Annotated in this window: 22 protein-coding genes and 1 other annotated feature; of the genes, 5 read left to right on the top strand and 17 right to left on the bottom strand. The window is 41.8% G+C overall.

Features of this window, described 5'->3' with window-relative positions:
* The first annotated feature begins 122 nt into the window (after positions 1 to 122).
* Positions 123 to 827, top strand: coding sequence for an RNA polymerase sporulation sigma factor SigK (gene sigK / locus ACRPI0_RS04955; RefSeq protein ID WP_432355183.1), 705 nt, complete (start codon positions 123 to 125; stop codon positions 825 to 827).
* Between the two features lie 221 nt (positions 828 to 1,048).
* Here the strand turns inward: sigK and mtnN are convergent, their stop codons facing one another.
* From mtnN to cymR, 15 genes are all read right to left on the bottom strand, one after another.
* On the bottom strand, positions 1,049 to 1,741 hold the full coding sequence (gene mtnN, locus ACRPI0_RS04950; protein WP_432355182.1) for a 5'-methylthioadenosine/S-adenosylhomocysteine nucleosidase: 693 nt from the start codon (positions 1,739 to 1,741) through the stop codon (positions 1,049 to 1,051).
* Positions 1,742 to 1,770: 29 nt separating this feature from the next.
* Positions 1,771 to 2,472 (bottom strand): YrrS family protein, encoded by a 702-nt coding sequence (locus ACRPI0_RS04945; protein WP_432355181.1) that lies wholly within the window; start codon positions 2,470 to 2,472, stop codon positions 1,771 to 1,773.
* Between the two features lie 107 nt (positions 2,473 to 2,579).
* Complete coding sequence (gene greA, locus ACRPI0_RS04940) at positions 2,580 to 3,053, bottom strand: transcription elongation factor GreA (protein WP_432355180.1); 474 nt, start codon at positions 3,051 to 3,053, stop codon at positions 2,580 to 2,582.
* Between the two features lie 101 nt (positions 3,054 to 3,154).
* Positions 3,155 to 3,793 (bottom strand): uridine kinase, encoded by a 639-nt coding sequence (udk, locus tag ACRPI0_RS04935; RefSeq protein ID WP_432355179.1) that lies wholly within the window; start codon positions 3,791 to 3,793, stop codon positions 3,155 to 3,157.
* Positions 3,794 to 3,828: 35 nt separating this feature from the next.
* Positions 3,829 to 4,464, bottom strand: coding sequence for an O-methyltransferase (locus tag ACRPI0_RS04930; RefSeq protein WP_432355178.1), 636 nt, complete (start codon positions 4,462 to 4,464; stop codon positions 3,829 to 3,831).
* Positions 4,465 to 4,488: 24 nt separating this feature from the next.
* Complete coding sequence (mltG, locus tag ACRPI0_RS04925; protein ID WP_432355177.1) at positions 4,489 to 5,613, bottom strand: endolytic transglycosylase MltG; 1,125 nt, start codon at positions 5,611 to 5,613, stop codon at positions 4,489 to 4,491.
* Positions 5,614 to 5,727: 114 nt separating this feature from the next.
* Positions 5,728 to 6,030 (bottom strand): DUF1292 domain-containing protein, encoded by a 303-nt coding sequence (locus tag ACRPI0_RS04920; protein WP_432355176.1) that lies wholly within the window; start codon positions 6,028 to 6,030, stop codon positions 5,728 to 5,730.
* Between the two features lie 9 nt (positions 6,031 to 6,039).
* Positions 6,040 to 6,459 carry a Holliday junction resolvase RuvX gene (ruvX, locus tag ACRPI0_RS04915; protein ID WP_432355175.1) on the bottom strand — a complete coding sequence of 140 codons (420 nt, stop codon included), beginning with the start codon at positions 6,457 to 6,459 and terminating at the stop codon, positions 6,040 to 6,042.
* Entirely contained in the window at positions 6,456 to 6,728 is a 273-nt protein-coding gene (locus ACRPI0_RS04910; RefSeq protein WP_116016719.1) for an IreB family regulatory phosphoprotein, read from the bottom strand. The genes ruvX and ACRPI0_RS04910 overlap by 4 nt, the downstream gene beginning before the upstream one ends.
* A gap of 83 nt (positions 6,729 to 6,811) precedes the next feature.
* Positions 6,812 to 9,442: an alanine--tRNA ligase gene (gene alaS, locus ACRPI0_RS04905; RefSeq protein WP_432355889.1), complete on the bottom strand. Its 2,631-nt coding sequence runs from the start codon at positions 9,440 to 9,442 to the stop codon at positions 6,812 to 6,814.
* Between the two features lie 97 nt (positions 9,443 to 9,539).
* Positions 9,540 to 9,747 (bottom strand) — a binding site (T-box leader).
* A gap of 43 nt (positions 9,748 to 9,790) precedes the next feature.
* Positions 9,791 to 12,253: an SF1B family DNA helicase RecD2 gene (gene recD2, locus ACRPI0_RS04900; RefSeq protein ID WP_432355174.1), complete on the bottom strand. Its 2,463-nt coding sequence runs from the start codon at positions 12,251 to 12,253 to the stop codon at positions 9,791 to 9,793.
* A 14-nt stretch (positions 12,254 to 12,267) separates the two neighbouring features.
* Positions 12,268 to 12,945: a tetratricopeptide repeat protein gene (locus tag ACRPI0_RS04895; protein ID WP_432355173.1), complete on the bottom strand. Its 678-nt coding sequence runs from the start codon at positions 12,943 to 12,945 to the stop codon at positions 12,268 to 12,270.
* A gap of 13 nt (positions 12,946 to 12,958) precedes the next feature.
* Positions 12,959 to 14,080, bottom strand: a complete 1,122-nt coding sequence (gene mnmA / locus ACRPI0_RS04890; RefSeq protein ID WP_432355172.1) for a tRNA 2-thiouridine(34) synthase MnmA — start codon at positions 14,078 to 14,080, stop codon at positions 12,959 to 12,961.
* Between the two features lie 23 nt (positions 14,081 to 14,103).
* Positions 14,104 to 15,252, bottom strand: coding sequence for a cysteine desulfurase family protein (locus ACRPI0_RS04885; RefSeq protein WP_432355171.1), 1,149 nt, complete (start codon positions 15,250 to 15,252; stop codon positions 14,104 to 14,106).
* A 13-nt stretch (positions 15,253 to 15,265) separates the two neighbouring features.
* Complete coding sequence (gene cymR, locus ACRPI0_RS04880; protein WP_432355170.1) at positions 15,266 to 15,688, bottom strand: cysteine metabolism transcriptional regulator CymR; 423 nt, start codon at positions 15,686 to 15,688, stop codon at positions 15,266 to 15,268.
* A 136-nt stretch (positions 15,689 to 15,824) separates the two neighbouring features.
* Here cymR and ACRPI0_RS04875 point away from each other — a divergent pair, with 136 nt between their 5' ends.
* Both ACRPI0_RS04875 and ACRPI0_RS04870 read left to right on the top strand, forming a co-directional pair.
* On the top strand, positions 15,825 to 17,111 hold the full coding sequence (locus ACRPI0_RS04875) for a replication-associated recombination protein A (protein WP_432355169.1): 1,287 nt from the start codon (positions 15,825 to 15,827) through the stop codon (positions 17,109 to 17,111).
* A gap of 27 nt (positions 17,112 to 17,138) precedes the next feature.
* Positions 17,139 to 17,675, top strand: coding sequence for a transcription repressor NadR (locus ACRPI0_RS04870; protein WP_432355168.1), 537 nt, complete (start codon positions 17,139 to 17,141; stop codon positions 17,673 to 17,675).
* Between the two features lie 15 nt (positions 17,676 to 17,690).
* On the opposite strand, the gene ACRPI0_RS04865 is transcribed toward ACRPI0_RS04870, so the two are convergent.
* Positions 17,691 to 18,323, bottom strand: coding sequence for an HD domain-containing protein (locus ACRPI0_RS04865; protein ID WP_432355888.1), 633 nt, complete (start codon positions 18,321 to 18,323; stop codon positions 17,691 to 17,693).
* Between the two features lie 252 nt (positions 18,324 to 18,575).
* On the opposite strand from ACRPI0_RS04865, the gene ACRPI0_RS04860 reads away from it, so the two are divergent.
* Positions 18,576 to 18,788, top strand: coding sequence for a cold-shock protein (locus tag ACRPI0_RS04860; RefSeq protein WP_432355167.1), 213 nt, complete (start codon positions 18,576 to 18,578; stop codon positions 18,786 to 18,788).
* 36 nt (positions 18,789 to 18,824) lie between these two features.
* Here the strand turns inward: ACRPI0_RS04860 and ACRPI0_RS04855 are convergent, their stop codons facing one another.
* The gene (locus tag ACRPI0_RS04855) at positions 18,825 to 19,013 is read right to left on the bottom strand and encodes a zinc-finger domain-containing protein (protein ID WP_432355166.1); all 189 of its coding nucleotides are present in this window, start codon (positions 19,011 to 19,013) and stop codon (positions 18,825 to 18,827) included.
* A gap of 77 nt (positions 19,014 to 19,090) precedes the next feature.
* Between ACRPI0_RS04855 and ACRPI0_RS04850 the strand changes: the two genes are divergently transcribed.
* On the top strand, positions 19,091 to 19,480 hold the full coding sequence (locus ACRPI0_RS04850; RefSeq protein WP_432355165.1) for a ribonuclease HI family protein: 390 nt from the start codon (positions 19,091 to 19,093) through the stop codon (positions 19,478 to 19,480).

Below are 19,480 nucleotides of genomic sequence, written 5' to 3'. Positions count from 1 at the left end.
TCGCACAAAAATACTTGCTGACCTAGTCCCCTTTTTAAAACTGCCTGTCCGCCAAAAACTGCTGTGATACGCCATCTTACAACCGCATAGGATGTCAGACAACGACACAGGAGGTGTTCCATTTGAGTGGCTTTGTTATGGCAATAGTCCAGTTGTGGCTCGAGATTCCTGCAGTACTGGGATACATTCGGGGTCAGGCATTTAAGCGCCCGCTTTCAAAAGCAGAAGAAGCCGATTGTCTCGAACGTCTCGCACAAGGTGACGAAGACGCCCGTGATGAACTGATCGAGCGCAATATGAGGCTCGTTGCGCATATCGTGAAAAAGTTCCACCCAAAACATGAACAATTGGATGATTACATTTCAATCGGTACAATTGGTCTCATGAAAGCCGTTGCTAGCTTTACACCTGACCGCAAAACTAAGCTAGCAACTTATGCTGCACGATGTATCGAAAACGAAATCCTAATGTTCTTACGTACTCAGAAAAAAACTCAGAAAGATATTTCTTTGTATGAGCCGATTGGAACGGACAGCGAAGGCCAGTCTTTGGAAATTGCAGATTTGTTGCAGACTGACGAAGATTCCCCGCACGATCACGCTGAACTGAACGAACGGAAAGAAAGACTGTACCGTCATTTGGATAAGTTAGAAGGCAGAGAGCTGGAAATCATCCAAAAACGCTTCGGTTTACTGAATGATAAACCGATGACCCAAAAAGAAATAGCTGACCAACTCCAAATTTCTAGGAGTTACGTTTCCAGAATTGAAAAAAGGGCAATCGTTAAATTGTATCAGCAATTTAAACGAGAACAAGAATCGAATTAACACAAGTCCCATAAAGCAAAAAAGACGCCTCCAGCATTCGTACCCTCGCTGGAGACGTCTTTTTCACTAACTACTTAATCAAGCTTTCACTTCAAAGTAAATCAAGCCTGTGAGAGCTGATGTGACGATAAATGCGCCTAACATCAAAAATAACATATTTGTGTGCCCCCTCGCTCTATCAATTAAGTTTTACTGCTTCTATTTAGTTTACCACGAAAGCGTCAAAGTTTCGAGATGACTTCGATTACAACTTCAGATGAGTGTTGTGCAGCCGCGGGAAGAAACTCATCAAATGATAAAGATGATTCTTTTCCAGCAATATCAGAGAGTGCACGGATAACAACAAATGGTACGGAGAACTCGTGGCATACTTGTGCAACTGCCGCCGCTTCCATTTCCGCAGCAATCAGTTCTGGGAACTGTTGTTTAACTGTATACACGCGGTTCGCATCACTCATGAATACATCACCTGAAGCAATGAGGCCAGTAGCATGTGCGTGCTTACCGATTGCTTTCACTGCCTGCGCAGCAACCTCCAACAATTTTTCATCCGCTACATAAGTAACTGGGCCACCTGGAACTTGTCCAAGAGCGTATCCGAAAGCAGTCACATCTACATCGTGATGTGTTACGTCTTTTGACAACACAACCGTACCCACTTCCAGATTTTCTCCAATACCGCCTGCAGATCCTGTATTTAAAACAACTTCAGGTTTAAACAATTGAAGGAGTAGTGTAGTTGCAACAGCAGCATTGACTTTACCAATTCCACTTTTAACGAGTACGACTTGACGATCTTTTAATGTGCCTTCAGTAAATTCATAGCCTGCTATAACTGTCTCTTTTGCCAACTGTATCTGATTTTTAAGAATGGTTACTTCCTCTTCCATAGCACCGATAATTGCAACTTTCATTGTAAAACCCCCATCTGTTCTCTACTCAATTAATAGTTAAAATCGAGTGTGTTCAAGACATCCATTTGTGTTGGTTTCCAGCCTTCGCCATCTACCCATTCCAAATACACTCTGAATTTCTTTGACTTATCCTTAGAGGAAACGACCCCGATTGATTTCTGAGGACTTCCACCGTTTTTAATCTTCCAGAAAACCATGTCGTTTTCAGACATACCGGTCGCATACGCTAGCGCCTTCTGCTTCTCCTGCCAATCTACTGATTTCCCATCATAGAGAGAGACATGATTACCGGACTGAGATGTCCCTACAGGCTCCCAAGAGGTATTAGAGACTGTTTCCTCCACCACTGCATCTTCACTAGCGGTATATGTGACTGTCCCTTCTTTTTCTTCAGCTGTAGGTTTTGATTCGTCTTCACTATCGCTTGACTCATCTTTTACGGTGCCTTCTTTTGATGAATCCTCGTCTTTGCTATCAGTAGACTGGTCACCTTCTTCGTCATCCGTAACAACTTTTGAGCTATCTTCAGTACTGGCTGTTTCATCTTCAGGTTTTGTTTCAGTAACCGCTACATCATTCTCTTCCGGTGAGCTATCACTTGAGAGTATTTTGACTCCAACGAGTACAATCAACAAGACTACAATGGCAATCATCCAGTTCAAAAGCTTGTTACCTTTGTTGGAATGTCGCTTGCGACGCACTCTTGATAATTCTGGTTTTTGTTCACTCATTTGAAATCATCTCCTTTTGCTTCGACCTATGTAAAGATTGGACGTTTAACTTTCGCGTATGTTTCACAAAAAAGACCGCCTTTAGTTTGAAGGCGGCATCTCTTTTATTACTTTACTTCTGTAATTTCAACTTGCATGTCGCCGCCAGGTGTAGTGATTTTAACTTTATCGCCTTTTTTACGGCCAAGAATTCCCTTAGCAATAGGAGAGTCATTTGAAATTAACCCTTCCATCGGGTCAGCTTCTGCAGATCCGACAATCGTATACGTTTCAACTTCCCCATCAGGAATTTCCTTAAACGTAACTGTACTTCCTAACTGCGCTTCTTCAGTACGTGTATCTTCAGAGATAATTACTGATAAACGAATCATCGATTCTAAAGAAGAAATTTTACCTTCGATGAATGCTTGGTCTTCTTTCGCTGAATCGTACTCTGAGTTCTCAGATAAATCCCCATAACTACGAGCGATCTTTATGCGTTCAACAACTTCTTTGCGTTTAACCGTTTTCAGAAAATCAAGCTCGTCTTCTAATTTCTGTTTACCTGCAACAGTCATTGGATACTTTTTTTCAGAAACCATTTCCTCACTCCTCAGTTTGCAAAATCATCAAAATAATATGTCGCACCTAAAGATAGGTATGCGACATAGTGTTTACTATATGAATATCTGACAACATCATATTACAAATCATTACCAGAATCAAGAATTGTTTTTATTTTCGTTACCATCAGGTCAATTGCAACTTCATTATGTCCGCCTTCAGGAATGATAATATCTGCATAACGCTTCGTCGGTTCAATGAATTGGTTGTGCATCGGACGCACGACACTCATGTACTGATCGATGACAGATTCAATAGTTCTTCCTCGATCATTAATGTCCCGTAATATCCTTCGTATTATACGCAAATCCGCGTCAGTATCAACAAAGAGTTTGATATCCATCAAGTTTCGCAAACGCTTATCTTCTAAGATAAGGATACCTTCAAGAATAATAACATCCTTAGGCTCGATTGCAATTTTCTCAGATGAACGTGTATGTAATGCATAATCATACACAGGTTTTTCGATAGACTGACGAATCAGCAGTTTTTCTAAATCCTCAATTAATAAATCCGTATCAAAAGCAAGTGGATGATCATAGTTCGTTGAAAGTCTTTCTTCAAATTTCAAATGCGATTGGTCTTTGTAGTAGAAATCTTGCTCAATCACAACAACGGAATGCTCTTGAAAGACGTGATGAATTTTTTTCGTAACACTTGTTTTACCTGAGCCTGAGCCGCCAGCAATACCAATAATTAAAGGTTTTTGCGTTCCCATCTTCCTCATTCCTCCTCTGTAGTTAATCGAATAATTTAAAGTTTACGAGCGATTAAAATTCCGTCTCCTACAGGTAGTAAGGAAGTTTCATACGCAGGATTCTCCATAATCCATTCCGTAAATGCTTTTAAGTTACGGATCATAGTTCGATTCCGTTTAGGCACATCTTGGTCTTCTAAAAACACCATTCCATGCATAAACATATTGTCACAATAAAGGATGCCACCCGATTTAACGAGCGCTTCATATTTCTCGAAAAATTTCTTGTATTGCCCTTTTGCCGCATCTATAAAGCATGCATCATACTCAGTAAAGGGGAGAACGTGTGGCTCAAATGTTAACGCATCGTCTTTAAATAAAGAAATACGATTATTTAATTGGGCACGTTCGATATATGATACAGCTTGTGCATGGCGATCCTCATCGCGTTCGATTGTCGAAATATGCAATTCAGGAATCGCCTGCGCCATCCGAATCGCGGAATAACCGATCGCACTACCAATTTCGAGCAATGTTTTGGGTTTTTGAATTGTTAATAATCCAATAAAAGTTTCAATCCCACTGCGCTCCATGATTGGAACGAAATGTTCTGTTGCATACTCTTCCATTTCTCTAACTAGCGGATCAATTAAAGTTTCAAATTTCAATCGATACGTTTCATAATTGTTCATCAATCTAACTCCATCCTAGCTGTTTTACTTTCCATCAATATATTGTGCTTTCAACTTCAAATGTTCATCATAAGTTTTAGCAAAGTGGTTTTTCCCTGTGCCGTCTGCTAAGAAATAGAAGTATGAGGTTTTTGAAGGATCAATAACAGCCTCAATCGATGCCGCTCCCGGCGCTGCGATCGGTCCAGGTGGTAATCCTTTATTTTGATAGGTGTTATATGCATTTTTTACTTCCAAATCGTTCAACGTTACTTTATCCTTATGTTCCCCAAGTGAATAAAGCACGGTCGGATCTGTTTGCAAAGGCATGCCTTCTTTAAGGCGATTATAAAATACACTTGCAATCGTTTGTCGATCTGCTTGAGCGGTTGCTTCTCGTTCCAATAACGATGCGAAGGTAAGTAGCCAATGAACGCTTTTCTTATTTTCTTCTAAGGTTCCTAAATAAGGAATCACATTCGCTTTCGTTCCATCAATCATGGTCTCGACCACTGTCTGAACTGGGGGATCTTCCTCGTAAAAAGGATAGGTTGAAGGGAATAGATATCCTTCTAGCGGATGACGGATATTTTCATCGTTCACTTCATCAGTAATGATCTCCGGGTACGTCACTTTCAAATTCTCTATCGTCGCTTCATTGTCAATATACGCTAGGAATTCATCTTTTTTAATAGTTGTTTTCGCTTCAACACGTTCAGCTATCTGTTCAACGGTCAGTCCTTCAGGAATGGTCATTGTAAAGACAGGAGTTCGGTAGACTCTTCCTGTTTTCAAGCTTTGTAAGAGTTCATCAGGGGTCATTGATGTGGAAAGTCCATAAGTCCCAGCTTGAAAATCAGCCTCGTTATTTATTTTTGCATAGTACTTAAAAATTTTCGCGTTTTTTATAAGTCCTTTTTGTTCAAGAATCTGAGAAATTGTATCCAAACCTGACCCAATTGGTATTTCAACTTCTACAGTGTTTTCAGATTCTTCTTCAACAGGCTCTAATGCACTTTTTATGTATCGATAGCCAAAAAAGCCACCTATAGCAACAAGGAAAACCAAAACAAGAGCAATCCAAAATACAATCTTACGGACGACTTTGACTTCCTTTTTTTGTTCTTGCATACGCTCAAACATCACGTCTTTCTTTGAACCCTTCGCCATATGGAAGGTCACCTCTTTCTCATGGTATCACTGGCATGCTAGTTGTATACACCCGAATGTCTGCAATGAAAAAAGACGGAACGGTATGCACCGTTCCGTCCGTGCGCATATGGCTTACTCTTCGCCTTCGTCTTCGTCTTGCTCGTCTAGGAATGTACCGAAGACTTCTTCAATCATTTCCCACTCTTCGTCTGACTCAACTGGCATTAAATCGCCATCTTCTCCGTCTTCTGAAGGTACAAAGCTTGATGCAAAGATTTCAATTTCTTCATCATCATTTTCAGGCTCGTCACCAAGTACGTGATAAAGTACATATGACTTACCATAATCCTCAGATTCAAATGTGAAAATAACTTCACATACGTGTTCTTGTCCATTTTCATCTACAATTGTCATTGTTTCCATACCGTGTTCCATTTGATCACCTCATGTAATTTTTGAGTCAAGATATCCTTGCAGAATCATGACTGCTGCCATTTTGTCAATAACTGTTTTTCTTTTCTTACGACTTACATCTGCTTCAATTAGCATTCTTTCAGCAGCCATAGTTGTCAGCCTTTCATCCCAAAGGATGGCAGGCATATCGAATTTCCCACGTAACAACTCTGCATACCGTTCAGACGCCTCTGCTCGAGGGCCAATTGAATTATTCATGTTTTTTGGATGTCCGACTACAAAAGAACTGACGCTATATTCTTTAACAAGTTCCTTTATGCGTTTCATACCCAAATTACCAGATGCTTCGTCAATTTGGACAGTTTCAATTCCTTGAGCTGTCCAGCCCATAGCATCGCTGATTGCGACGCCCACGGTTTTTGACCCCACATCTAAGCCCATTGTTCTCAATTCTTGCTGCCCCCGTTTTCACGGATGTAGAACTTCACAAGTTCCTCCAAAATTTCATCACGTTCCAACTTCCGGACCATGTTACGAGCATCCTCGTGACGCGGGATATAAGCAGGATCACCTGAAAGCAGATAGCCAACAAGCTGATTGATGGGATTGTAACCTTTTTCCTCTAACGCTTTGTAGACATGGAGCATCACCTGTTTGACTTCTTGCTCCATCGATTCCTCAGGAAAATTGAACTTCATCGTTTTGTCATATGAATTCACAATCGACACCCCGCTTTCAATTTGTCCGATCAGTTTACGTATATCGAGACCCGATAAGCCTCGATATACGCAACCGAATTCAGTTAAACAGATTTGACATAATCATACACGGAAACTAGCGCTTCATCAAGTTTTGAGACGTCTTTAGCTCCAGCCATCGCCATATCTGGACGTCCGCCACCTTTACCTCCGCATAATGATGCTACATGACTTACTATTTTACCTGCATGTTGTTCACCTTTCAAATCTTCCGTAACACCAGCAGCAAGCATAACTTTACCTTCTGCAGCTGCACCTAATACAATCACACCTTTTTCAACCTTTTGTTTCAACTCATCGATCATTTGACGAAGTGCATTGTTATCTTTCGTATCGACGCGCGCAGCAATGACAGTCATGTCATCAACCTGCTTTGCATTTGCCAATACATCGATCAATTGGCTGTTGCCTAGTTTTGCTGAAAGAGAATCGTTTTCACGTTGAATTTCTTTAAAATCTGAAAGAAATGAAGTTGCTTTAGTTGCCAATTCTTTTGGATTCGCCTTTAATAGTCCAGAAGTTTCAAGTAAGACCGCTTGTTCTTCTTTAAATGAGCGGTACGCTTGTTTAGCAGTAACTGCCTCAATACGGCGTGTTCCTGCTCCAATACCGCCTTCTGATTCTATCTTGAAGACACCAATCTCTCCGCTAGACTGAACATGGCATCCGCCACATAGCTCTAGAGAATAATCTCCTACAGAGACAACTCGTACAACATCACCGTACTTCTCTCCGAATAAAGCCATAGCACCCATATCTTTAGCTTCAGCAATCCCTTTTTGTTCAATCGACACAGTAATATCTTCCCAAATTTTACCATTAACGATTTGTTCAATTTGTTCAAGCTCATCTTTAGTTACTTGTCCAAAGTGTGAGAAGTCGAAACGGAGGCGATCCGGCCCTACATAGGAACCAGCTTGGTTAACGTGTTCGCCGAGAACCGTTTTTAATGCCTTGTGTAACAAGTGAGTAGCCGTGTGGTTCTTCACTGTGAATGCACGATCGGTTCTATTTACTTGCGCACGCACGAACGTTGCAGGAGTTACTTCACCTGAACGGACAATTGCTGTGTGCAGATGCTGGCCATTCGGTGCCTTTTTTACAGATAGAACTTCCGCTGCAAACGAATCATTTGCGATCATTCCTTTATCCGCAATTTGTCCTCCGCTCTCTGCATAAAATGGAGTTCGGTCAAGAATGAACTGGATTTCATCTTCCACAAGTGCCCGCTCTACCATTTCTCCATCTTTCAAGAGAACAATAATCTTAGATTCACTTTCCAACTGATCATAGCCGATGAATTCACTTGTTTCATGAATGTCCCCAAGTACACCAGTCTGAACGTGCATAGAGTCGACGTCTTGACGTGCGCTTCGTGCGCGCGTGCGTTGAGCTTCCATTTCAGTTCGGAACCCAGCCTCATCGACAGCAATACCTGCTTCTTCAGCGAACTCTTCCGTCAATTCAAACGGGAATCCATATGTGTCATATAAACGGAATGCGTCTGCTCCAGAAACGATAGGTTGTTCAGAAGTTTTGGCAGTTTCCAAAATACCAGTTAACATACTCATACCTTCTGTTAGTGTTTCATGGAAACGATCTTCTTCGTTTTTCACGACTTTCATGATGAATTCTTGTTTTTCTTTCACTTGAGGATAGAAGTCTTCCATCTTTTCAGCAACAACCGGAACGAGATCATACATAAATGGACGATCGATACCTAGTTGCTTAGCGAATCGTACAGCACGTCGTAAGAGTCTTCTCAGTACATACCCTCTACCTTCGTTCGAAGGTAGTGCACCATCGCCGATTGCAAATGCTACAGTACGGATATGGTCAGCGATTACTTTGAATGCTGTATCTTTCTCGTCATCTTTTCCATACGCCTCGCCTGACACTTTTTCAACCGCTGCAATTATTGGTAGGAACAAATCTGTGTCGAAGTTAGTTGGAACACCTTGCAATACAGACGCCATACGCTCAAGGCCCATTCCCGTATCAATATTCTTCTTTGGTAATGGTGTGTACGTATGATCAGGGTTATGGTTGAATTCTGAGAACACAAGGTTCCAGATTTCTAGATAGCGGTCATTTTCTCCACCTGGATAGAGCTCAGGGTCTGAGAAGTCATCACCGTAAGAAGGACCGCGATCATAGAATATTTCAGAGTTCGGTCCACTTGGCCCCTCCCCAATATCCCAGAAGTTCCCTTCTAGACGAATGATCCGTTCTTCTGGCAAGCCGACTTTTTCTTTCCAAATCGAGTATGCTTCCTCGTCTTCAGGGTGAATCGTAATGGAAAGCAAGTCTGGATTAAATCCGATCCAATCAGGATGAGTCAAGAACTCCCATGCATATAAAATAGCTTCTTCTTTGAAATAATCCCCAATCGAAAAGTTGCCGAGCATTTCAAAAAATGTATGGTGTCGTGCAGTTTTGCCTACATTTTCAATGTCGTTCGTACGAATCGATTTTTGAGCATTTACAATACGTGGATTCTCGGGGATAACACGTCCATCGAAGTATTTCTTGAGTGTTGCAACTCCACTATTAATCCATAACAAGGATGCATCGTCAATTGGAACTAGTGGTGCTGAAGGTTCGATACCATGCCCTTTTGCTTTAAAGTAGTCTAAGAATAGACTACGTATTTCAGATGCTGTAAGTGATTTCATCATTATTTCCTCCTTGAAGTCGATTTAATAAGTAAGCTCTGATTTGCGAGTAGTGCTAGAAATGACTTTAGCTAAAAACAAAAAAACTCCGCCCCTGAAAAGGGACGAAGCATTGTTCGCGGTACCACCCTCATTGCCGAAAATGTTGACTTCGGCATCTTGAGTTGCCTTAACGCGGCATACGGCGAGGTTTTCCCGCACTCCGGAGCAGCTTTCTGCAATCTTTGTGCGAGCTCCCTTTCACCCTAGGGGGAGCCTCTCTTTGCACACTCAATCCTGCATACTTTCTCCATCAAAGTGTTTCGTATTCAAGCTATACATGGATTATAAGGAAGTCTTAAAGTGTTGTCAATCTACACTCTGCATAAAATCGTAAGGGCTCTCTCCATTCATCCCCACCATCGGGTCCACATCCAACACGGTTTCCATAGACAATACGAGTGGCAATTCCTTACTTTCTGGATTTACCTTTGCAGTTTCATTGGAGGCTTCAAGATGGATGGTTGCTTTCTCTTCCACCTTTGGCGACTCTGGTTCGACTGTTTCGGGACTTTCACCGCGTAGTCTTTGTTTCAATGTCGTTTGACGTTCACGTTCATCCATCCGTGCGATACCATCTTTAAATTCGGTCGGACTTCCGCATAGGATGAGGAAATTTTTAGCTCGCGTGATTCCTGTGTATAGTAAATTACGTCGAAGCATTTTACGATGACTCCGCACAACCGGCATAATCACTGTAGGAAATTCGCTACCTTGAGATTTATGGATTGAGCAACAATAGGCCAAGGTCAGCTGATTCAAATCCGACCGCTCATATGTCACTTCAATTCCATCAAAAGATACGACCATCAAATCTTTCTTTTCAATCGTTTCCTTCGCCTTCAAAATTGCGATGACTTCACCCATATCTCCGTTAAACACATTACTTTCAGGCTGATTCACTAATTGGAGTACACGATCACCAATCCGATAAATGACATCTCCAAAAGTTACTTCTTTACGACCTGGCGCAGCCGGGTTCACCATTTCTTGGATCATGCTATTCAATGCATCTATTCCAGCAGGTCCTTTATACATTGGCGCAAGCACTTGAATGTCTTTAATGGCTTGTCCTTTCGCTAACGCATTCTTAACAATTTGACTGACAGCAATCGTCACCTGCTCCGCATCGGTGCGGATAAAAGACCGATCCGCTGTTTTTAAAGCTAAATCCCCTAGCGGCTCCGATCGTTTTATGGCGTGAGCCAATTCTATGATCGTAGATCCCGCACTTTGCCGGTAAATTTCAGTCAGCTCAACAACCGGAATCGTTCCAGACTCTAAAAAGTCACGCAATACTTGACCCGGTCCGACTGAAGGGAGCTGATCCTGATCTCCAACAAATAGGATTTGAGCATCGTCATCGATTGCCTTCAACAATTGATGCGCTAGCCACGTATCGAGCATAGAGGCCTCATCGATAATGATAAGCCTTGCTTTAATTTCCCGTTCAGTCTCTTCTTCTTTTTCTTGCCCTGTAAACCCCAGTAGCCGATGAATCGTCATAGCGGGTAGACCAGTAGATTCTGATAGCCGTTTAGCAGCCCTACCTGTAGGCGCTGCAAGAATGATTGGAAATGGTTCTTCTTTTTTTGCATACTCTTTCGGGTCCAGAGTTAACCCATGGAGTTCAGCGTATACTTCCACAACTCCACGTACGACGGTCGTTTTACCGGTACCGGGTCCACCAGTTAAAATCATCGCAGGGGAATTTAACGCTTTTTCAATTGCAGCGATTTGAGTTTCTGCGTAACTAACATCGAAGCGCTCTTCGGTCTCACCAATCGCTTTTCTCATTTCAGAGGACGGAAACGTGTTTTCTCGATCTTGTTCCATGATCCGTTCCATTTTTGACGCAATCCCCAGCTCGGAAAAGTACAGCGATGGCAAATATAATCTTCGCTTCTCTGCACTTAATCTACTTTCATCGACAAGTTCAATAATTGCATTTGATATTAACTTGAAAGGGATTTCTTCCGGCTGACTCGACTCCAACAATTTTTTCACTTCAGGTAATACTTGAACGGCCTCCAAATACACGTGACCACTCGACAGAATTCCTGTATTAATGGTATGCAGAATTGCCGCCTGAATTCGGGACGTATGAGATCCAGTTATCCCAAGTTGTCTGCCCAGTTCATCTGCCCGCTGAAAACCGACCCCTTCTACGTCTTCTATTAAGCGATAGGGGTTTTCAGTAAGTTTTTCGATTGTTTCTTCCCTATAGGTTTGATAAATTCGCATAGCGACCTGCGGTCCAAAACCCCATTCGTTCAATCGGACAATCGTCCGCTCCAAGCCAAGATTATCTCGCAGCACAGAAACAAGGGTCGCTTTCTTTTCAGCGTTGAGACGCGGAACTTCATCCAACACTTCTTCGTTCTCCATAATTTTACGAATGGCTTCAGAACCCAGTTGGTTGATGATCGTCTCGGCTGTTTTGCGTCCAATGCCAGGAAACATGTCTCCGGATAAATAATGGATTAACCCTGTTTCTGTTGCAGGCAGTTCTTTTTGAAACGTATTCACATCAAATTGCTGACCATAAGTCGCATGATTAATAAGTCTACCCGTGAAGCGATACTCTTCGTCTTCGGAAAGTTTAGGAAAGTTACCTTTAACGACAATTTCCTTTCCTTCAAAAGAGCAATTTGTTTTCCGCACTTTCAATTTGGCAATCGTAAATAAGCTATCCGTGTTATGGAAAATCGTCACGACCGCTCTGCCAATTAAAAAAGGTTCTTCTTGAACTGCTGAATCGGTTTTTTCCATACGTTTCGATCACCTCACTCGTCAGCGGATTCGTTTTCTGCTCCTATTTGAATCATGTCATAGATATATCTCGCCTGTACATGCTCTGGGTCAATCGTATATGCACGCTCCAAATGATGCAGCGCTTGTTCTTTGTCTTCTGTAGAAACCGCATATAAGAATCCTAAGTTGAAGTGAGCATCGGGATTCTCTGTTTCTACTTCCAGAATGGATTTGAATTGGTCTTCAGCTAAATCGTAAACACCTTCATTAGCAAGCAGGATGCCGTAAGATAAGCGGATTTCTAAATCCTCAGGAGCTAATTCAAGAGCTCTCTGTAAATAGGGTAGAGCTAAACGCCCTTTTTCAGCACGCTCTAAACTTTTCCCTAACATAAAATACGCATCTGCTTCTTGAACACCGAACGAAATGGCCTTCTCATAAAGTGTTGTCGCTTCATCATATCGTTCTTGGTTAAAGTACAAATTCGCTAACCCGTAATACGCCGTGCCCATTTCCCCATCAAGCGTTAATGCTTTCTGAAAGAATGGCTCCGCTTTTTCTACATCTCCAATTGAAGCAAAGACATTTCCTACGTTGACATAGCCAACAGGATCATCAGGTGCTTCTTCTGCTGCTTGGATAAATTCTGCAACTGCTTTTTCAAAGTTGCCCGCTTGTAATGCTTCTATTGCTAGTTCATTGTGTCCCATGATTAGATCTCCCTTATCCGACATAGTCGAGTGTTTTTCCATTTTTAATAACAGTATCGATTGTTCCTCCGCCGAGACATTCATCGCCATCATAGAAGACGACAGCTTGGCCAGGAGTAATTGCCCGCACGGAATTATCAAACACTACCTCAGCAGTTGTTGGTCCCGTCATTTTAACCGTCACGCCTGTATCTGCTTGACGATATCTGAATTTAGCTGTGCATGTAAATTCTTCAGGCAATGTTCGTTTAGTCGTAAACCCAACTTCTGTTGCTGTTAAACTATCCGAATACAAGGCATCATGATGGAAACCTTGACCGACTAATAGCGTGTTTGTTGCTAACTTTTTACCAATTACAAACCACGGCTCTCCTGAACCGCCAATGCCTAGTCCGTGACGTTGTCCGATTGTATAATACATCAGTCCATCATGACGACCTTGTTTTTCACCTGTCATCGTTTTCATATCACCTTGTTGAGCGGGTAAGTAATTTGATAGGAACTCTTTGAAATTACGTTCGCCAATGAAACAAATTCCTGTAGAATCTTTTTTCTTCGCTGTCGCGAGGCCAGCTTCTTCCGCAATCTCGCGAACTCTACTTTTTTCCATATCCCCTATTGGAAACATGACTTTTGACAACTGTTCTTGGTTCAATTGGTTTAAGAAGTACGTTTGGTCTTTATTTTCATCTACACCGCGAAGCATAGATACACCATCATCTGTTTCAGCAATTCGCGCGTAGTGACCTGTTGCAAGGAAGTCTGCACCTAGACTCATTGCATGCTCTAAGAACGCTTTAAACTTAATTTCCTTATTACACATTACGTCAGGATTTGGTGTTCGTCCTGCTTTATATTCCTCTAGGAAGTACGTAAAGACTTTGTCCCAATATTGCTTTTCAAAATTCACAGCATAATATGGTATACCGATTTGGTTACACACACTAATTACGTCTTCGTAATCTTCTGTTGCTGTACAAACTCCGAATTCATCTGTGTCATCCCAGTTTTTCATGAAGATGCCGATTACTTCGTAGCCTTCTTGCTTGAGTAGGTAAGCAGCGACTGAAGAATCTACGCCTCCAGACATTCCTACTACTACTCTTGTATCTTTTTTCTCTTTTTCAATTCTCATTTAGTTTTCATCCCTTTATGGAGTTATTTCACTGTCCGTTTTACAATAGTTGCGACTCGATATGCAGCTTCTACTACATCTTCTTCGGTTAGGCCATAGCCGAAACTAAATCGGACTGAATTTCTTAGACGAGGGGAATCCTCACCAAACATAGCTAGCAACACATGGCTTGGTTCTAAAGTTCCCGCTGTACAAGCAGATCCACTTGAGACGGACACACCATCCATATCTAAATTGACGAGTAAGGACTCGATATCCGTTCCTGGAAAGGATACGTTAAAGATATGGGGCAATACAGGAATGCCCTCTTCAATAGTCGGCAGGTATTCGATAGACGCTTGGTTGAATGATTCCATCATTTTTGTTTGGAAAGATGAATAGCGCACTGCATTTTCTAGTTGTTCATCCGAAGAGATTCTCACTGCTTCAGCAAACGCCACGATTGCAGGTACATTTTCTGTGCCCGCTCTTCGTTTTCGTTCTTGTGAACCACCATGAACGATTGGATGAAGTTCGATTCCTTTTCGTTGGAATAAGAAACCGACTCCTTTTGGACCATTCACTTTGTGTGAGGAAACTGATAACAAGTCCACTTGCAGTTCATTTACGTGAATAGGAAGTACACCGTACACTTGAACCGCATCTGTATGCAGCAAGGCTTGATGATCCTTTAGGAGCTGTCCAATTTCTCCGATTGGTTGGATTGTTCCAACCTCGTTATTCCCGTACATGATCGTGACAAGTATTGTGTCATCACGAAGTGCTTCCTCGACCTGTTGAACGCTAACACAACCATTTCGATCCACGGGTAAAACAGTCACGTCAAATCCATCTTTCCGTAGTCTTTCACATGTCGTTAGCACCGCATGATGTTCAATTGCCGTTGTAATAATGTGTTTTCCTAACTGTTTTCTACTCATCGCAACACCAAAGATCGCTAAGTTATCCGCTTCCGTTCCGCCCGAAGTAAAAATAATTTCATTAGCGCTTGCGTGAATTGAACGAGCAAGCTGGTGACGAGCATCGTCAATTTCCTTCCTAGCTGTTCTCCCGTGGCTATGAACACTAGATGGGTTGCCAGGAACTGATTGCATAGTTTCCATATATAACGCAGCGACTTCCGGTCGAACAGGTGTAGTCGCCGCGTGATCTAAGTAAATAGGTGATTTCATACGTTAAACTCCTTTAAATGTAAAACATATATCCATCCGTTTTAGGTTGGTTCCGTTCGTCTTGTATTAGATCTTCAATAGTAGTCTTATCTAAAACTTCTCTCACTGCTTCACTAATTTTAACCCAAAGTGACTGTTGTGGCATGTCTGTTTCTTCAAGACCTTCTACTAATTGAATTGGACCTTCTAGCAGCCGGATGACATCCCCTGCTGTCATTTCACATGGTTCTTTAGTTAGTTTGTATCCGCCGTAAGCGCCCCTGATGCTCTTTACCAATCCACCATTACGTAACAGTGGGATTAGTTGTTCTAAATAGGCCTCAGACAGAGTTTGTTCCTCCGCAATTTTGCGTAATGGAATGGGGCCTTCTCCGTACCGTTTACCTAGTTCGACAATAACGGTTAATCCGTATCGTCCCTTTGTTGAAATTCTCATTAGCCATCGTCCCTTTTTTGAAATTGCTTCAAATAGTATAGCATATCCAGACACTCGGCTTCCTTGAAATGACTTCAGAGTTACTGACATGTATACTTATCCGTAACTAATATTCTTAAATGGAAGCAGGGATCCTATGCACAATGAACCTTTAGCGTATAGAATGCGCCCACAAACAATTGATGAAATCGCAGGACAACAACATGTAATAGGTAAAGATACAGCACTCTATCGGATGATTAAGAACGGCCACGTACCTTCTATGTTACTTTACGGTGATCCAGGTATTGGAAAAACTTCTCTTGCCTATGCCATCGCAGGTTCCACACATCTAACATTCATCCCCCTTAACGCAACAACCTCTGGTAAAAAGGACATTGAGCGAGTTGTTGACGAAGCGCGTATCACTGGAAAAGTAATTCTTTTTTTGGATGAAATTCATCGATTCAATAAATTACAACAAGATACGCTCCTGCCACACGTTGAAAATGGATCAGTAATTCTTATCGGAGCAACTACTGAAAATCCATTTCACGATGTCAATCCAGCAATTCGTTCTAGGTGTGGAGAAATTCTTCAGTTAGAACGGTTAGTCAAAGAAGATTTGATGACATTGCTTAACAGAGCTTTACACGATGAAGCGAGAGGTCTAGGAAAACAACAGATTAACATTACGGATGAGCAAGTCGAACTGATCGCTGGCGGGGTAAACGGAGATGCGCGTAAAGCTTTGACATTATTAGAGTCTCTTGTATCCGCTTCTGATGAAGAAGACGGTACCATTGTCATTGAAGACTGGCTGATTGAAAACTTGATAGGTCGGATTGGGGTATTCGGGGACAAGAATGGTTCGCATCATTATAACTTGTTGTCTGCTTTGCAGAAATCCGTAAGAGGAAGCGATACCGATGCTGCCCTCTATTATTTAGCTCACTTACTTGAATCAGGAGATCTGGTTTCCGTCAACCGTAGATTACTTGTGATGGCCTACGAAGATGTAGGACTGGCTGCACCAGATGTCGGGCAACGGGTTTTGGCTGCAACTGATGCTGCAATTCGACTAGGTATGCCTGAAGCTAGAATACCACTCGCAAATGCCGTAATTGAAATGTGCTTAGCTTCAAAATCCAATTCTGCATACAAAGCACTGGATGCCGCAACAGCTGCCATCCATAATGGGAAAACGGGAGATATTCCAATGCATTTACGGGACACTCATTACGCAGGTGCCTCAAAATTAGGTCATGGTGGCTATATTTATCCTCACGACCATCCAATTGGTTCTTTTGGAGGTTGGGTAGACCAATCCTATTTGCCAGACTCCATAGCATCCATACAATTCTATACACCCGTTCTGGCAGGTGAAGAGAAAAAAGCAGCAGCAATATATGAACGATTAAAAGATTTTAGAAAGAAGAAATGATTTTTAGGATTAAAGGAGGATACATGAATGGCAACTAAATTGACGCCTAGTGAAGTACGTAGAGCACAGATTTTGCAACTCTTAAAACAAGCAACTATGCCACTGACTGGTAAAGAAATCGGTGAGCAGACCGGTGTAAGTAGACAAGTCGTCGTAGGCGATATTAACCTCTTGAAGGCAGTAGACGAACCTATCGTCGCAACCAGTAGAGGGTACCTATATATGTCTGAAAAACAAGGAACAGGTCAAGTTGAAAAAATTGCAGTGTGTCAGCACACACCAAACCAAACCGAAGAAGAATTAACGATTTTTGTAGACCATGGAGTGACTGTCAAAGATGTCCGGGTTGAACATCCGGTGTATGGAGATTTGACAGCATCTATTATGGTTTCAAATCGAATGGAAGTGAAAGAATTCATCACCAAAGTCAACGCTGCTAAAGCGGTATACTTATCGGCACTTTCAGAAGATCACACACATCTGCACACAGTGACGGCAGAAACGACTAAACAAATTGACCAAGCATTTGAAGCACTACGAAAAGCAGGCATCCTCGTCGAGTGATGCCTGCTTTTCGGATTAAAACGAAAGACCGGTTTCAGTCTCCAATTGACTGATAAACTGTTTCATGAATCGATGCCGTTCTTCGGCCATCTGTTTACCCGTGTCAGTAATCATCAGATCCTTCAACAGAAATAACTTTTCATAAAAATGAGTGACAGAAGAAGTTTGTGTAGAACGGTAGTCATATTCTGTCATCTCCTTACGTATACTTTCTTTTGGGTCGTATAATTTACGGCCTTTCGCACCGCCATAGGCAAATGTCCGAGCTATTCCTATTGCACCGATAGCATCCAAACGATCCGCATCTCGGACGACCGCTCCTTCAAGAGACGTAAGTTGTTTGGCATTTCCACCACTGAACGAAACCGAGTCGATTGTAGTAAGCACGAGTTGAGCAAGTTCATCAGGCACTTCAAGATGCTTTAAAATTTCTGCAGCGGAAGTACCAACCACATCAGCATATTTAGCATCGTCTATGTCATGAAGATACACAGCCAGTTCCACTGCAGTCCGATTGACCGTACCCATTTCTTTCATGATTTCATTGGCATTTTGCAAAACCCGCAATATGTGATCATAGTCATGACTTGCATCAAACTTTCCGTATACTTTTTTAGTTTCAGACGCACACTGTTCAATGTAAGATATCACGAAATCCCCTCCTTTTTCTTAACAATTTAGTTTGTGTCTCACATTACAACATAGCGATTGGTCGGTTAAAGACAATTTGTCATTATGCTTACTTCTTTCATTGACATAGTGAGAAAAGACACGATTTTTCGGAACCGTATAGATTTTCAAAAAATCTGATAGTACGTTTGACCTTCATAATAGGTTGAGGTATAGTAAAAGTAACCATTGCTCAAATGGGAAAACATCTAACGCCGAGGAGGAATAATAATGTACCACGGTAAAGTCAAATGGTTCAGTAATGAAAAAGGGTACGGTTTCATTGAAGCGGATGACGGACAAGATGTTTTCGTCCATTTCACAGGCATCACAGCAGAAGGCTTTAAGACGCTGGATGAGGGGCAAAGTGTCTCTTTTGAAATTATAGAAGGTAATCGTGGTCCTCAAGCGGCAAATGTGTCGACAGCAGATCATTCTTCCTAAATATGTAAAGATCCCTCTGATTCCATCAGTGGGATCTTATTTTGTTAATTTATTCATTTCAGATCCTAAAAAGCGTAATTGGTCACCTACCGTGCATTCTTGAATACAAAATTTATGAGCGTCCGTTTTACCACGCTCCTCTGTCAATTGTTTTTTCACAAGACATCCTTCACAATACATATCGAATAGTTCATCTATTTCTGAAATAACTGAAGTTTTTTTCATATGCCCCTCCCATCAGACAGTATATTAATTGTATGTTTTCTGCGGTGAGGATGCAACTATACAGGAGGTGTCAGCACGTGATTGAATTGTATACAGATGGTGCAAGTGCAGGTAATCCTGGTAAGAGCGGCATTGGTATCTATATTACTGGAGAAGGCCATTCTTTAAAGTTCTCAGAACCAATACCCCCTTGCGATAATCATACAGCGGAATTCCTCGCTCTTATAAGAGGATTAGAAGAAGCAACACAACTTACAACAGGTATCCTTTCTGTTAAGAGTGACTCACAACTGGTTGTTCAAGCAGTGGAAAAAGAATTTGTGAAAAACGAATTATATAAACCACATTTAAAAAAAGCACTCGAGCTCACAAGGAACTTTGAGTACTTCTTTATAAAATGGATTGCTGATGATACGAATCGTGCAGCCGATGCACTCGCAAGGCAAGCCATCCACAAGCAGCAATAA

The organism is Sporosarcina sp. A2, from assembly GCF_050858885.1.
Taxonomy (GTDB): domain Bacteria; phylum Bacillota; class Bacilli; order Bacillales_A; family Planococcaceae; genus Sporosarcina.
The sequence above is the reverse complement of the archived record's forward strand: the minus strand, read 5'-3'. Positions and strand labels throughout refer to the sequence as shown.